This is a genomic window from Argonema antarcticum A004/B2 (genome assembly GCF_023333585.1).
Classification (GTDB): Bacteria; Cyanobacteriota; Cyanobacteriia; order Cyanobacteriales; family Aerosakkonemataceae; genus Argonema; species Argonema antarcticum.
This window is the reverse complement of sequence record NZ_JAIQZN010000085.1, coordinates 1-14,806: the sequence shown is the minus strand read 5'-3', so window position 1 is coordinate 14,806 and position 14,806 is coordinate 1. Positions and strand designations below refer to the sequence as shown.

Genomic DNA, 14,806 nt, shown 5'->3' with positions numbered 1-14,806 from the left:
GAGACCGTACCCCCTGATAGTGAGCCTTACGCAGGCTCCAAAGTCGCCAAGAGCAGTAGCACTTACAGCGGACTATCAGGCGCACAGTTCACCCCTGCCAGGGAGTACCGAGTTGAGGAAAAACCATGTAAATGACACAAATGCTTTGTACACACCAATCTTGAGGTTTCCTATAAAAACGGGTGTGCGACTAAGCTCGCACACCCTTTCCCAGAAACAAGTACATCCCCAAACAATACAAAATATGACGCGATGTAAAGCTTGCCTCAAACAAATCAAGTGGCTCAAAACATCAAGAGGACTCCAGACCCCAATCAACCCAGACGGCACCAGCCACTGGGCGACCTGTCCAGACGCCGCCCAATTCAAAAGAAAGAAATGAACAACCCCACATTCATCAAAATTGCCGACATAATCATCAACCTCGATCACGTGACTTCTGTTACATTGAATTTTCTCGATACCGATGGTATTACCTGCTTAGCGATTACTTACATCGGTGGAGAGTACACCGAATTCTTTTACGACGAAGAGGCAGAATTCATCACCAAATTTATGCTGGCCGGAAATCGCACATACAATTTAAACAATCTCTATGGCGACCGCAACAGCTAGTGATTAATCAAAAAGCCTGATGACGCTCAACAACCTATATCAGCAATAAAAATGGAACCCACCACCCAAGACCTGACACCCGAACAGCAACTTTATCAACTCCAACAAAAAATCAAATATTTAGAAGCAGATCTCGAACAGCACCAGGAACTTCTAGGCATACCCGCCAACAAGTTTGCGGAACACAATTCTCTCTCGCGTGCCCGTTGCATAATGGGTGCTTACAAACTGGCGTATCTATATCTGATTAAAGAAGTCAGGGAAGTAGCTGACACATTGGATATTATCGCTAAAGCCGAATCTCAAATTAAATCTGAAGACTGGGCCAACAACAAATATCACATCATCCATGTTTTGAGTGGTAACTTATGCCGTGAAAGCGGCTACCGTCTTCGGCGAATTAATCTATCAGAGTCAGATACGCATAGACCAGATGAGTTTTAGTTCTGACCCTCGTTCTGTTGACGACATCCCTTTCTAACCAAAAAAAGACTCTTTTCCCGAAGAGTCTTTTAAACCTTTTTTCTATCAAATTCAAGTAATCCAATTGTAACATGACTTCCCATCAATTGACCAACATATATTCAACAATTCGCAACCGACTTTGTGAAGCTCACTATCAAGAACTCAAAGGCTCTGGCCTTTCAGACGAAGCAATATTCGCCGCCGGACACTTCACAGCCTTTACCCCTCAGATAGGATTGAAGCTCGTCGGAACCAAACACTCTGGACTAATATTCCAATACTTAGACCCGACTACCGGTCAACCTTACAAAACATCCAATAACAAGGCATTCTTCCGCATCAAACCAGATGACTGGGACAAACCGCCACAAGATGAAGAATATGCCAGTGAGCCACCAAAATATTTATCACCGAAAGGTGAAGGATGTAGACCTTACTTCTCCTCAATCCTTTCCAACTGGAAAGAAATAATCCGCCGCGCTAAAATTCCTATTTGGATTACCGAAGGGGAAAAGAAAGCCGATTTAACTTGTTCTTTGAATATCGCTTGCATCGGACTGGGAGGTGTTTCTAGTTGGCAAGATAAGCGTGGCGTCGTCGCTGATAGCGATGATAATAGCGATGACGACGCTGAAACCAAATTTAACCCCTTACCAGAGCTAGACGAAATCAACTGGAAAGACAGACGGGTCGTAATAGCCTTTGACAGTGATATGACACACAAACACTCCGTTAGGGCTGAGTTTTTCAAATTAGCTCTTTGGCTAAAAAATAAGGGAGCCCATCCAGAAACCCTGCTGCTACCCAATAATATCGATGGCAGTAAAAATGGATTGGATGATTTCGCTGTTCGGTACGGAGTGAAGGCTTTAGAATATCTTGAAGATTTCACGTTTCCGGCATTAAAGTGGAATAAGACCAGATTAGAGTTAAATCTACCCACAGACCCGAACCTGCCCCTCAAAGCCGCACTATTGGAATCGATTTTACGGACTAAATGGGCTTTCCGAAAAGGCATCGGGTGGTATGAGTGGACAGGCAAGGTTTGGAGGTTTTCGCCTAACGACACGGGCAACGAATGTCCCGATCTTGAAGCCGATATTATAGATTTTATGAATGCTCAAGGCTGGGTTCAGCAAGCGTCGATAGCAATGCTTTGCAGACGTTTGCGAGCGAAACTTTTGGTAGAAAAAGACCTATGGAACAGACCTGATAGAATCGCCTTTAAAAACGGCACAATGAACCTGACTACGGGGCGATTTGAGGATACACACAGTAAAGAGGATTATCTAACAAACAGCCTTCCCTACGATTACGATGCTAAGGCTGATTGTCCAGACTGGCTGGACTTCCTTGAAGCCATCTTCAAAGACCAGTCAGCAACTGATTTGATTCAAGCTATTTTCAAGTGGATACTGCTGCCCAAACCTAAAGACGAGAATGCAGAGATTCAGAAATCACTTTTGCTTATTGGCAGACCTGGTACGGGTAAAGGCACTTTCTTAGATGTTCTTACCTGGCTGGTCGGTGCGGAAAACACCGCTGCAACCGCTGATTTCAGGGAGAAAGCCAGGGAGAAACGAGAATCCCAAAACCCTTACCCAGCAATGGATAGGGAGATAGGGAGCAATTTGAGCGAAAAAGTTTTTTTGCGGAGTGTAGAGTTGTCAGCTAAAGAGGAGCAGCTGGTGACGATGCCTGAAGACGATATTGAAGCTGCCTCTATTGGCCTTAACTCCTGCTCAGACCGGGCTGGTGCATCTGTAGTCCTGGATTTCCTGAAATCCCTGATGTGTTCGGATTTAACCAAAGAGCAAATCTGGAGCTTGGTACCGCCCCTTCAACAACGACGGCTGAAGGGAAAACTACCTTGGGAGTGCGACATCTCCCCAACCAGCCCGATCGCCTTTGTACACGAGGGGCAAACGATTCAAATCCCTGTGGAATATCCCGGTACAAGAAGTTCAACCCAGACCAAGGAACCCAAGCAAATCAAAGACTGTTTGCTTGCCTTGGTAAACGATGGTGAGTACAAGGCATTGGTCGGGAAGTATGGAGAGAATCGGGTTCGTTGGGTTCTGTGGAGATTGATTGGCGGGGCCGACCGGGACGCGGTGATGGATGTGATAGAGGGCCGGGTAAGACAAATGACGATCGCAGATGTCGCATCCTCGATTGCGGCTGAAAGTACTGAGGATTCTGATATTGACGATGACGACGGCGGCAGTCAGGAGGTTGAGGAAGAAAAGTGCGATCGTGGCAGTGTGATCAGCCCTGAAACTCCAACGCCTGATGGCGAGCAAACATCATCTAGACCAATATTTCGGGTAGGCGATCGAGTAGAGGTTATTTGCCCGGAAGGATGGCCAGATAATCGCGATGTTCCCACAGGCAGTACTGGGAAGTTCTTTGCCTACAAAAATAAAAGGAACCCCCATGAAGTTGTAGCCGTAGAACTTGATAAAGATAAAGCTCCTCCGAGTGGAAATCGACTGGTTTACATTTCCCCAGTGCGGCTGAAGCTAATTGACGATGATATTGACGATGACGACAGCGGCAGCGCCGCCCCTCAATCAACGCCAACTCCGAGCGATGACGACGGCGGCAGTCAGGAGGTTGAGGAAGAAAAGTACGATCGCGCAGATGAAATATCAGCCCCTGGAGATGAAGGATCTGATGCAGTAGCAGTTGAACAAAAGTGCGATCGCGCATCTGCATCTCCCGGCTCTGGAGACGGAGTTTTGACAGGCAGAAAACTAGCGAAGCATCTCCGCTGTAGCCCTTCACTCCTCTCTAATCGCCCGGAAAACTTTCTAGTTTGGTCACGAAAAAAAGACCCAGACGGAATAGGTTGGGAGTTCAACGAACAGATGAAACTATTTTTTCCAGAGACAGTGTTTAGCCGACCCATAGTAGTAGGCGACAAATTACGAATCAGAAAGTCGGGTGAATGTTACACCGTCGAGTCAACGAGTAACCAATGGATTTTATGCCGTGACCAAAAAGGCGAACTGAAAAAGAAATTAAGGGGAGAGTTTGAGCTACTCTGCGACTTTTATTCACGTCTGGAACCGGGCTGTATTTTAAAAGTCCTTCCTCACAATGATCACAAAACTTTCATTCGCAAGCATAAGGACGGCATTTTGATAGACAAGAGAGAAAAAGATGGCAAATTTCAAGCATCTGTGTTGTGCGGAAACGACCGGGAGATTTTCAATTTAGAAGCGGTGCAGCTTTAGTATTAAGGGGGGTTAAAAGGATGTTCTTTTGCGAAGTTTGCGGCTCCAGTGAGTGCGATTTACACACACAGTCCTATAAGCTAGAAATAGATTTTTTGGGATGCCCTAAATGTGGGTGACACAGCTTTTGGGTAACTGATTACAACCATACCGACAGTGATTACAGGTGCGATCGCTGTGGTTACGAGACAATTGATGACGGACTCGATCGAATGGAAGTAGAAGATTAAACAGAATTAAAAACACCCCTGAAATTTATCGGTTGATGAATCATGAAAAACACGCCAGCCAAAAACGCTAAAGGCTCGGTAGTTGTCTGTGTCCGAAAAGGTATGTTGTGCTTGCAATTCCCCAGACATTTGTTCGGGGGTACTCAGAAATACCTTTACCTGCAAATACCAGACACACCCATTAACAGGCAATCAGCTTCCGCTAGGGCACGAGCGATCGAAGCTGATATCGCTTTTGATAAATTTGACGACACCCTAGAAAGTTATAAGCCGCTGGCGATTAAACCAGACACTTCACCGGGCTTGAACGCGCTTTGGGAAAAATACACCGCAGTGAAGGCTAAAACCCTTTCTCATTCAACAATTGATAGAGAGTTTAAGAGGATAGCTAACCATATAAACAAGCTGCCTAGCGACAGATTGAAAGACGCCAGGAAAATGAGGAAGTATCTGATTGAAAACTTAAATCCTAAATCAGCCAAAAAGGTTTTGATGTACCTGTCCGCTTGCTGTGAATGGGCGAAGGAAGAGGAGTTAGTGCTTAGCAATCCTTTCAATGAATTACCGAAGCTAAAAATTAAAAGCAGTAGAACAATAAACCCGTTTAGCAAAGCGGAACGCGACCAGATTATTGCTGCTTTTGAATCAAGTTATTATTACAAGCACTACACGGGGTTTGTCCGTTTTCTATTCCTGACCGGATGCCGAACAGGAGAGGCGGTTGGACTTCAATGGAAGCACATTTCTCCTGATTTGAAAACAATCACCTTTAGTGAATCTGTGGTGTATGGAAAAAGGAAATCCACCAAAACTGACACTGTACGAAAATTTCCGGTCAACGAACAATTATATGCTTTACTGGTAGCTATCCGTCCGGTAACACCATCTCCTGATGCCTTAGTATTTCCTTCTCCGACTGGCATCCCAATAGACGCGCACAACTTCCTAAACAAGGCATGGAAGACTGTATTGGGAACTTTACCAATTGAGTACCGCACTCAATACACGACGCGCCACACTTTCGCAAGCCTTTGTCTTGAGGCAGGGGTAAAAATCAATCAGATAGCCGAGTGGATTGGAAATAGTCCAGAAACAATTTGGAAGCACTATGCAGGGTTGATTAATACGCAAGATGTACCAGAATTGTGAGCCCAAGATTCCGCCGCCTATCCGCTAAAAACCGTCTGGTGGACTGAGTATGCAAGTCTACCGGACGGTTTTTACTGTTTGTTATCTTTGGTTACCAACGCAGCCTTGCCGAGATATTCTGCCATCGGGTAGCGTCGCGTCACACAAATTAGCCTGCCGAAGATTGGCTCCTGTCAAATTCGCTTTTTCCAATTTCGCCTCTCTCAAATCGGTTCCGCTCAAGTTGGCTCTACTCAAATTAGCGCCGATTAACTCTACCTCTCTTAAATTAGCCCCACTCAAATTAGCGCGACTTAAGTTTATTCCGTTAAGTGTTTTATTGCGAAGATTAACCCCTCGTAGGTTTGCCCCACTTAGGTTTGTCTTTTCCCAGAAAAAGGTTTCTCGTAGGTTATTGCCACTCAAATTAGCACGACTTAAGTTTGCGTTTCCTAAGCTAGCCAGTTTCAAGTTGGCACCAACTAAGTTCGCCCCAATTAAGTTTGCGCGTTGAAATTCAGAGTAACTAAGATCGGCTCGACTCAAATTCACCCCGCTTAAATTACTCCCGTTCAACTTGGCTTTGTATAATTTCGCACCAGCTAAGTTAACGCTTCTCAAGTCGATGTTCGTTAAATCACAACCCTCGCAGTTCTTGGTGCGGCGCAGTTGCTGAATATGACTGGGGTTAGCGGCATTGACTGAAATAGACAAACCAACAATAACCAGCACTAAAGTTGACAAGCTTATTTTGAACTTCATAGATTGATCCATTCGTGTAGAAATAACAATATTTTCTCTTGAAAGTGCTATCGCTAAAACAAAACCAGCGATCGAATTTACTTCAACCGCTGGCTCTCATCTACACGAATGAGTCTATGATGACTCAGCTTGGTACTGGCGTACTATCTGGATTGCAGATGCTAATTCCTAAGCGCCGCTCTTTTTTGACACTCTTCCCTCCATTCCTGCTGGGTGCAGCTGCATTTGGTGTGATGAAAAGCGATCGCACTTACCGTCTACCAAAAAACTTCCCACCACCAAAATTTTGGTTTGGTCAAACAGTCCGATTCGAGTGGATCTGTGACGACACCAAAGACTCTCTTTGCGGTCAACTCAAGTGGCAACAGGGGTTGGTAGTTGGAATGTCTTTCAACGATCCAGAGATTTACGAAAAAGGATGGGCATACACAGTTGATTGGACTTCCAGCTACAACGGCATTGTTGACTCATCTTCCATCTTGGGGGAAAGCGATCTAACCCTGTAGACCCGATTGGATAAAAATCCAAATTTGGCGCGTCAACGGCGCGTCAACGGCGCGTCACGGCGCGTCAAATTTTCAGTCTGCGATCGCGCAGCGCCCAAAAGCAGAATCCCTTAAATCCAGTTATTATAAGGATTCCAGGGATTTATTTTGATGGGCGACCGGGGGCTCGAACCCCGAACCACCAGATTAAGAGTCTGCTGCTCTACCATTGAGCTAGTCGCCCGTCGAATTGCTATCTTAGCAAATTTAATTGTATTTGTGTAGCGATCGCATAAAATTTTTCAAACCGATGAACTGACAGGCTGATGTTTTGGCAATGAGAAAGTGTGGGAACCCTTGTCCCGACTCGGCAAGAACTTGCAATCCTTCATAATTTGGTAGAGGTTGACATCTTTCTCTAGAAGGCAGGCGTGACCGCTTTCTGGTAGCACCACCGTTTGAGCGTTAGGGAGGCTGTTTGCTAGCCGTTCGGCTTCAGTCACAGACGGGAGGAGACGATCGGAAGCACCAGCAACAATCAACACGGGTTGGGTGATGCGATTTAACTCGATATCCCCAACGTTAAACTCTCTGAGCAAAGATAATCGCCAAACAGCGGTTTTTTGGGGTACCATCTGCACAGCTTCCATCAGGGCTTGGCGATCGCTTGGTGCAATCCGTCCCAAAGCCGCCAAAACGGGCAAACCCACCATTGAGCCGAACTGATAAAAGTACTCTGGCACAATTTGAGTTAACGGGATGCCGAAATACATCCAAGGACGACGACTGATGGAAGAAGCCGGATTGACTAAAATCAGCCGCTCAAAAAGTTTCGTAGCTCGCAGGGCCACTTCGATCGCCAAACAACCACCAAACGACTCGCCGCACAAATAAACCGATCGCTGCGGGTCTTGCTTTATTTCTGCTTCGATCAGCCCCACAACCTTGTCTGCCAGAACATCCCAGCTAGTCAGATCGTCGGCTGGGATCGCCAAACAGCGGATATCAAACCCGACTTCTAAACCAGCAGTTTGCGATCGCAATAGCTTACCCGTACCATCCATTCCAGGCAGAAACACAAACAGCGGACACTCTGGCTTAATTTGTTTCGGAGTCAAGAAACAAGGATGACTTTTTATCTGTGGCATCGTTAAACAACTAATTCAACCTGAATAACATCCCTGACGGAGCAGTTCGGCAATTTCAGTCTGACAGTACTGCGTAATTTCGGCAACGACTGCTTTTGCCTGTTTGCCTTGATAGTATTCCCGCTGGGAGGCACTTATCCAACAAGGACGACCGATCGAAACATTCACCCGGCGATATACTACCAGCGGATGCCAGCCCGATCGATCGAACAACGGCTCTGATGGGTCAAAAAAGCTCAGCAGCTTCAGCGGGACGCCTGAGTTGACGCTCTCCTCCACAGAAGCGATCGCCACCGGCAAAACCACCAAATCCGGCACCGTCGCCCGCAACGCCAAATGAGCAAATCCCCTTTCAAACTTCCTCATTTTCTCAGGCTCGCTAAATTCCACCATCGGTTGCGCTCCTTCTGGAAACACTCCCACCACCTGCTGCGCCTGTAATAGCCGTATCGCTTGATGAAAAAAATGCTGTTGCCGATGTTCTGGTTCCTCCAACGGGAAGCACCCTAACCTGGTCACAATCTCCCGCATCACCGGCACTTGACCCATGTAATGATGGCAAGCAAAACGAATTGTACGTCCTACAGACGCCATCAGCAGCGGTGCATCCATAAAGCTGCGATGATTGCTCACCACTAGCACCGGCCCACATTGAGGGATGCGATCCTCATGATGCAGAAACAGCCGCGTGCCCGTGGCAGCCAGAAACGAGCGAGAAATCAGCCGTGGACTATCAGAATACATGGGTTAGCGACATTAATGGCAATAGGGAACACATTCCTCTTAATAATTGTTAACTTTATTGTAGTAGCTGCGACAAATACCCCAGGGTAGAGACACCTCAATCTTGGATTTTTGAACTACTTTTCATCTTGGATTACGGCTAGAAGGTGAATCTTAACCGTATTATTACTTATTACATCATTCAGTTTTTTTTATAGCGTTTATAAAAAAAACAAATAAAATAAGTTGTTCGAGTCTCTCATGTATGATTAGAAACAGTTTTAGAATATTACATTGTTTGTTTCCATGAATTCTATCGATAAAAATAAAAACACATTTTCTCTTACAACACCGCTGTACTACGTAAACGACTTACCTCATATTGGTAGCGCTTATACAACGATCGCAGCGGATGTAATAGCCAGATTTGAAAGAATGCGCGGCAAATCCGTCCTCTTAATCACCGGAACTGACGAACACGGGCAGAAAATTGAGCGCACCGCAGCAGCTCGCGGTCTAGAGCCTCAAGCACACTGCGACGAAATTGCCGCCGGATTTCAGACACTTTGGCAACAACTCGACATCCAGTACGACAGATTTATCCGCACCACCGCTCCCCCCCACGAAGCTATTGTCAAAGAATTTTTCCAGCGCGTCTGGGAATCTGGCGACATCTATCTAAGCCAGCAAAAAGGTTGGTACTGCGTCTCCTGCGAAGAATTTAAAGAAGAACGCGAACTTCTAGAAGGACGCCGCTGTTCCTTGCACCCAAACAAAGAAGTCGAGTGGCGAGACGAGCAAAACTACTTCTTTCGGCTCTCCAAATACCAAAGCCAGCTAGAAGAACTTTATCAAACAAGACCAGATTTTATTGGGCCTCCAAGCCGCCGCAACGAAGTCCTTAGTTTCGTCAGTCAAGGACTCCAGGACTTCTCCATTTCGCGGGTAAACGTGGACTGGGGCTTCCCGATGCCAGTTGACCCCAGTCATACCATCTACGTATGGTTTGACGCCCTACTAGGCTACGTTACAGCCCTGCTCGATCCGGATACCGAACCAACCTTGGAGAATGCTTTATCCAAATGGTGGCCGATTAACTTGCACCTAATTGGCAAAGATATCTTACGCTTTCACGCCGTTTACTGGCCTGCTATGCTGATGTCCGCTGGTCTGCCAATACCGGACAAAGTGTTTGGACATGGCTTCCTGACCAAAGACGGACAGAAGATGAGCAAAAGTCTTGGCAATATCATCGATCCCGTGGCGTTAATCAACCGTTACGGCTCCGATGCCGTTCGCTACTACTTCATGAAAGAAATCGAATTTGGGCGTGATGGCGATTTTAACGAAAAAGAGCGGTTTATTCCCATACTCAATGCTGACCTGGCAAACGATTTGGGCAACTTGCTCAATCGGACGCTGAGCATGGCCCGTAAGTACTGCGGCGACAAAGTGCCTTCTATCAGTCTCGAAGACATTCCCGCAGATAATCCCCTCAAAGCCATTGGCAGCAACTTGGGGGAACAAGTCGCGCAAGCTTACGAAAACCTTGCTTTTAGCAACGCAACCGAAGCTGTTCTCACTTTAATTCGCAGCGGCAACAAATACATTGACGAGCAAGCGCCTTGGAAGCTATACAAGCAGGGAAACCAGCAGGCAGTTGAGCAAGTGCTTTACGCTGTTTTAGAATCAGTCCGTCTAGCAGCCTATCTCTTGTCTCCCATTATCCCTAATATCAGCAATGACATTTACCAGCAATTAGGTTTTGATACGAACTTTAATGACAAAACACAAACTAATGTTTCAGCAGCTTTCATTATCCATGCTAATTGGGGAATTCTACCTAATAGCCAGACTTTAGGCGAACCCCGACCCGTGTTTGGGCGACTAGAACTACCGGAAACGGGTTCGGCTTAGAAAAGATCGAGCTATTAGAGATGCTATAAATCTGAAAAGATAGCATCAATTGATTGATTGATTCATAAAAAAAGAGGAATAACATCATGTTGAATCATTTGGAAAGAGATTCAGTATTTACGCCAGAGCAAGTTCTAGAAAATCGCGGTCGAGTTGCCATTTTTATTGATGGGTCGAATTTGTTTTATGCTGCATTGCAACTGGGAATGGAAATTGACTACACCAAGTTGCTGTGCCGATTAACGGCTGGATCTCGACTGCTGCGTTCTTTCTTCTATACTGGAGTCGATCGGACCAACGAAAAGCAACAGGGTTTTCTCCTGTGGATGCGCCGCAACGGTTACCGAGTGATTGCCAAAGACCTCGTACAACTGCCGGATGGTTCCAAAAAGGCTAACCTAGACGTGGAAATAGCCGTAGACATGATGGCTTTGGTAGGCTCCTACGACACAGCGGTTTTGGTCAGCGGCGATGGGGATCTTGCATACGCAGTTGATTCAGTCAGTTATCGCGGTGTTCGCGTGGAAGTAGTCAGTCTGCGCTCCATGACGAGCGATAGTTTGATCAATGTAGCAGACCGTTACATTGACTTGGAAAATATTAAGGAAGATATCCAAAAAACTCCTCGTCAGGGTTATACCTATCGTCCGTTTTCTGCCATTGGTTTGATGGAAGAACATAACGATAACGACTAAAAATTGCTTCTAGATGTAGGGGCAATTAATTAATTGCCCCTACATCTAGGGTAAAAAGCGCAGATCGGAAAAAGAGGGGCACCTTTGAGGATAATTCATCTGGGCAAAATAGTACCGCTAAACCTGGTTTTGTTACTGCTACTGTTGGGCGTAGCAGCTTGCCGTGGCGAGGGCCGCACAGCGAAAAAACTGGCTCAAGATAGTCAATTGGCTCAAGAGAGTGCGACGGGAAAAAGCCTTGATGGTGGTTTTACCTTCAATGCGGTTACTCTGGATCAAACTGATGAACGGGGAAATGCTATATGGAAAATTAAGGCGAAGCAAGCTGTATATAGCAATAACAATAAGATTGCACAAATCGAAACTCCGATTGGTGACTTGTTTCAAGATGGAAAGTTGCTTTATCACGTTACCGGACAGCAGGGAGAGGTGCATGAGGATGGCCAGAAAGTTTTTCTCAAAGGCAATATTGTCGCCACTGATATTCAGAATGGAGTTGTGTTGCGCGGTAATGAATTGGAATGGCGTCCCCAAGAAGATATTTTGATTGTCCGCAATCAATTGATTGGCACCCACAAACAAGTCGATGTAACAGCACAAGAAGCGCGAGCATTTAGTCGGGCAAAGCGAATAGAATTAATCGGTAAAGTGGTGGCGATTTCCAAACAACCAATCTTGCAAATGAGGACGGAGCATTTGATTTGGGAGATGGAAAAGGAAAAAATGTTTAGCGATCGGCCCGTCCAAATTGACCGATACGTTGGTACTGCGATCGCAGATCGTGGCGTAGGCGATACTGGAGAAGTTGACCTCAAAACTAAAATAGCGACGTTGAGAAAAAATGGTCAATTGAATGTGTTAGATCCACCCCTCCAGATTTCTAGCGATTTAGTAGTTTGGAATGTTGAAGGCAAAACAGTAGTTTCAGATAACCCTGTGCGAATTTTTCATCGCGTACAGCAAGTAACTATGACTGCTAATAAAGGTCGAGTCGATTTGGAACCTAAAATCGCTTATTTGAACGGCAATGTTTACGGTGTAGGAAAGCGTCCGCCATCGCAAATGCGGACCGATCGAATGACGTGGTTTATTCCTACCGAGTCATTTGAGGCTGTAGGCAATGTGTTCTACAAACAGGTTGACCCGCCATTGACTTTAACCGGCCCCAAAGCCGTTGGGCAACTAAAAGATCAAACAATTGTGATTAGCGGTGGCAGTGACGGCGGTAGAGTCTACACAGAAATAATTCCGTGAAGGATTGTGGGAAACTAAGGAATGTTTAAATTTAGCATAACTTTTGATGCAAAATGAACATCACTGAGTACATCGAATCTAAACGAAATGCCAAAAAGAAAATCCCATCGGAGATTAGGGAACGATGGAACAATCGCATCCTAAAGAGGGAATTGCAGGCGATGGGCGAAGCTGGAGCAATCCAATATCTTGCAGATTATGGCAGGGGTATTGCTGTGCCGAAAGTTGTCCATTTGGCACTATGCGCTGAGTCCGAAGGTTATCCTCTGATGGCACAGGGTTTTTGGAGGAAAGCGTTTGAGATGGAAACAGGAAATAAGCCCCCCCTTGCCACTGAAATCAGGGGGGAACAGAAAGCTCAACTCCCTCAAGATTTGGAGGATTTGCAGGCAATTCCTGACTCTACCCCTACCAGAAGTAAGACAGTCGTTAATACACCTGTTGTCCCAGAATTACCCCCTCATTTGCAACCGGGGCGCATTGTGACTATGCAACCAGTAGATGCACCGTTCGATCGCACCTACTACATTAACGATCCCCGATACTGGGGTCAGCCGAAAAGGGATGGGAATAGAGTAGTTGTAGTTGCCACATCCGATCGCATATATTACCAGTCACGCTCCACAAATATGAGGCAGCAACCCTCAATTGAGATTAATCAAGCATTACTTGATGTTGCTAACAAAAAAGGAACATTTATTTTAGATGGGGAACTGTACTATCGATCGGTAACTGGAAGCGAACACCGCACCGGCGCTCAAGCTGCTACTGTCAACATTAATCAGGGATCGCCAACTACTCAACCAATAGCAGTGTATGCTATTTTCAAAGCTTTGCTGTTTGAGGGACGGGATCTGACTATAATCAGTGAAGCAGAACGGATTGAAGCAGCAGAGCGAATAAGGGAATACCTACCAGCGATCGAGGCATTTGAAATCGTCCCTACTGCGCGTACTTTTGAAGAGAAAAGATTGCTAGCTCAAACGCAGGAGTCTTTTGAAAGAGAAGGAGAAGTTTGGGTACAACATGATTGTACTTATGTTGGCGGCAAAGATACTCGCACATTTCCAATGGTACGGACAAAGTATTGCTTGGAATTAGACTTGGTGATTACTGAATTAACTCTCACAAAAGTTGTCGGACGACCTTTCAGTGCCATAATGGTAGCTCAAGATATTGAAGGTAAATTAGTACCGATGGGGTCGGTAGGAACGGGATTTTCTCAAGAAGATATGCAAGAAATCGCCCGTCGTCATGCCGCAAATCCAGGGAAGGTGAAGATCGTAGTGCGATCGCAAGGATTAACCGAAAATGGAAAGTTGTGGCATGGGCGATTTGTGGGATTCTGTGAGGAGATCTGAGGCTAGTGCAACCTGAGACTCAAAGTATTTTTGACTTTTGAATGAATGACTTTTGACTTCCGCGTCGCGGTACTAACCTCCAAAAAGGATTTGATTGCGAACAGGAGCGCCCAAACGACTAGCATCGCCATAGCTAGCAGGACTGGGGAGAACTACTTTTGGTGGAATTGATGCCGCACCCCACTGCTGTAACAACATTTGCAGAAATCTATCTTGTCCGACGCGAAGACTTGACACATCGTTGCCTCGGTTGATGATAGCAAACCAAACCAGACCGCGATCGCGCGTTGGCAAAACTCCCGCCAGCGCACTCACATTCCGCAGAGTACCAGTCTTTACAACAGCAGCAGCTGGGATGTGTCGCCTTACCAAAGTACCAAGACGATCGCGACCGGAAACTGGGAATATGTCGCCAATAGTTAATCCTAGAGGCTGCAACTTGTGTTGAATTGCCTGTAACATAGCGCAAGCTGCTCTTGGGGAAATGCGATTGTCCACTCCCAGTCCAGATCCATTGATTAGATGAATTTCCGATACAGGAACCTCAGATGCCTCAGCAGCAAGCGATCGCACAACTTGAGATCCTCCCAGAGAAGTAGCCAACATCTCAGCCATTTCATTGTTGCTGTAAATGTTCATGTACTTCAAGATTTGCGCCAAGGTGAGAGAGCGGTGACGCAATAATAAGATTTGTTTTCGATTCCCCCGGGTGTGGTCATAAGTAGTTGGTTGAAACGAAAAGCTTTTCTTCTGGGCCTTGTCCCCCTTGTCCCCCTTGTCCTCC

At 46.0% G+C, this 14,806-nt stretch carries 13 protein-coding genes and 1 tRNA gene; 9 read left to right on the top strand and 5 right to left on the bottom strand.

Going from position 1 to position 14,806, the window contains the following annotated elements; genetic code table 11:
- Positions 1–261: 261 nt before the first annotated feature.
- From LAY57_RS27270 to LAY57_RS27255, 4 genes are all read left to right on the top strand, one after another.
- The gene (locus tag LAY57_RS27270; protein WP_249070320.1) at positions 262–615 is read left to right on the top strand and encodes a hypothetical protein; all 354 of its coding nucleotides are present in this window, start codon (positions 262–264) and stop codon (positions 613–615) included.
- Between the two features lie 51 nt (positions 616–666).
- Positions 667–1,059 (top strand): hypothetical protein, encoded by a 393-nt coding sequence (locus tag LAY57_RS27265; RefSeq protein WP_249070319.1) that lies wholly within the window; start codon positions 667–669, stop codon positions 1,057–1,059.
- Positions 1,060–1,169: 110 nt separating this feature from the next.
- Entirely contained in the window at positions 1,170–4,319 is a 3,150-nt protein-coding gene (locus LAY57_RS27260; protein WP_249070318.1) for a DUF3854 domain-containing protein, read from the top strand.
- Between the two features lie 272 nt (positions 4,320–4,591).
- A complete protein-coding gene (locus LAY57_RS27255; protein WP_249070317.1) occupies positions 4,592–5,698 on the top strand; it encodes a tyrosine-type recombinase/integrase in 1,107 nt (368 codons plus the stop codon).
- Positions 5,699–5,779: 81 nt separating this feature from the next.
- On the opposite strand, the gene LAY57_RS27250 is transcribed toward LAY57_RS27255, so the two are convergent.
- Positions 5,780–6,439 carry a pentapeptide repeat-containing protein gene (locus LAY57_RS27250; protein ID WP_249070316.1) on the bottom strand — a complete coding sequence of 220 codons (660 nt, stop codon included), beginning with the start codon at positions 6,437–6,439 and terminating at the stop codon, positions 5,780–5,782.
- Positions 6,440–6,477: 38 nt separating this feature from the next.
- On the opposite strand from LAY57_RS27250, the gene LAY57_RS27245 reads away from it, so the two are divergent.
- Complete coding sequence (locus LAY57_RS27245; RefSeq protein WP_249070315.1) at positions 6,478–6,945, top strand: hypothetical protein; 468 nt, start codon at positions 6,478–6,480, stop codon at positions 6,943–6,945.
- 151 nt (positions 6,946–7,096) lie between these two features.
- On the opposite strand, the gene LAY57_RS27240 is transcribed toward LAY57_RS27245, so the two are convergent.
- The 3 genes from LAY57_RS27240 to LAY57_RS27230 form a co-directional block, all read right to left on the bottom strand.
- Positions 7,097–7,168 (bottom strand) — tRNA-Lys (locus LAY57_RS27240).
- 58 nt (positions 7,169–7,226) lie between these two features.
- Positions 7,227–8,072 carry an alpha/beta fold hydrolase gene (locus LAY57_RS27235; RefSeq protein ID WP_249070314.1) on the bottom strand — a complete coding sequence of 282 codons (846 nt, stop codon included), beginning with the start codon at positions 8,070–8,072 and terminating at the stop codon, positions 7,227–7,229.
- 15 nt (positions 8,073–8,087) lie between these two features.
- The gene (locus LAY57_RS27230; RefSeq protein ID WP_249070313.1) at positions 8,088–8,816 is read right to left on the bottom strand and encodes a lysophospholipid acyltransferase family protein; all 729 of its coding nucleotides are present in this window, start codon (positions 8,814–8,816) and stop codon (positions 8,088–8,090) included.
- 285 nt (positions 8,817–9,101) lie between these two features.
- On the opposite strand from LAY57_RS27230, the gene metG reads away from it, so the two are divergent.
- From metG to LAY57_RS27210, 4 genes are all read left to right on the top strand, one after another.
- Positions 9,102–10,712 carry a methionine--tRNA ligase gene (gene metG / locus LAY57_RS27225; protein WP_249070312.1) on the top strand — a complete coding sequence of 537 codons (1,611 nt, stop codon included), beginning with the start codon at positions 9,102–9,104 and terminating at the stop codon, positions 10,710–10,712.
- A gap of 86 nt (positions 10,713–10,798) precedes the next feature.
- Positions 10,799–11,407, top strand: coding sequence for a LabA-like NYN domain-containing protein (locus LAY57_RS27220; protein WP_249070311.1), 609 nt, complete (start codon positions 10,799–10,801; stop codon positions 11,405–11,407).
- A gap of 84 nt (positions 11,408–11,491) precedes the next feature.
- Positions 11,492–12,661 (top strand): LPS export ABC transporter periplasmic protein LptC, encoded by a 1,170-nt coding sequence (lptC, locus tag LAY57_RS27215; RefSeq protein ID WP_249070310.1) that lies wholly within the window; start codon positions 11,492–11,494, stop codon positions 12,659–12,661.
- Between the two features lie 53 nt (positions 12,662–12,714).
- A complete protein-coding gene (locus tag LAY57_RS27210) occupies positions 12,715–14,022 on the top strand; it encodes an ATP-dependent DNA ligase (RefSeq protein ID WP_249070309.1) in 1,308 nt (435 codons plus the stop codon).
- A 72-nt stretch (positions 14,023–14,094) separates the two neighbouring features.
- Here LAY57_RS27210 and LAY57_RS27205 read toward each other — a convergent pair whose 3' ends face one another.
- Positions 14,095–14,703 carry a D-alanyl-D-alanine carboxypeptidase gene (locus LAY57_RS27205; protein ID WP_338022506.1) on the bottom strand — a complete coding sequence of 203 codons (609 nt, stop codon included), beginning with the start codon at positions 14,701–14,703 and terminating at the stop codon, positions 14,095–14,097.
- Positions 14,704–14,806: the final 103 nt, after the last annotated feature.

Coding starts and splice junctions, on each gene's coding strand:
- LAY57_RS27265 (WP_249070319.1), top strand. CDS start 667: ATGGAACCCACCACCCAAGACCTGACACCCGAACAGCAACTTTATCAA.
- LAY57_RS27260 (WP_249070318.1), top strand. CDS start 1,170: ATGACTTCCCATCAATTGACCAACATATATTCAACAATTCGCAACCGA.
- LAY57_RS27255 (WP_249070317.1), top strand. CDS start 4,592: ATGAAAAACACGCCAGCCAAAAACGCTAAAGGCTCGGTAGTTGTCTGT.
- LAY57_RS27250 (WP_249070316.1), bottom strand. CDS start 6,439: ATGAAGTTCAAAATAAGCTTGTCAACTTTAGTGCTGGTTATTGTTGGT.
- LAY57_RS27235 (WP_249070314.1), bottom strand. CDS start 8,072: ATGCCACAGATAAAAAGTCATCCTTGTTTCTTGACTCCGAAACAAATT.
- LAY57_RS27230 (WP_249070313.1), bottom strand. CDS start 8,816: ATGTATTCTGATAGTCCACGGCTGATTTCTCGCTCGTTTCTGGCTGCC.
- metG (WP_249070312.1), top strand. CDS start 9,102: ATGAATTCTATCGATAAAAATAAAAACACATTTTCTCTTACAACACCG.
- LAY57_RS27220 (WP_249070311.1), top strand. CDS start 10,799: ATGTTGAATCATTTGGAAAGAGATTCAGTATTTACGCCAGAGCAAGTT.
- LAY57_RS27210 (WP_249070309.1), top strand. CDS start 12,715: ATGAACATCACTGAGTACATCGAATCTAAACGAAATGCCAAAAAGAAA.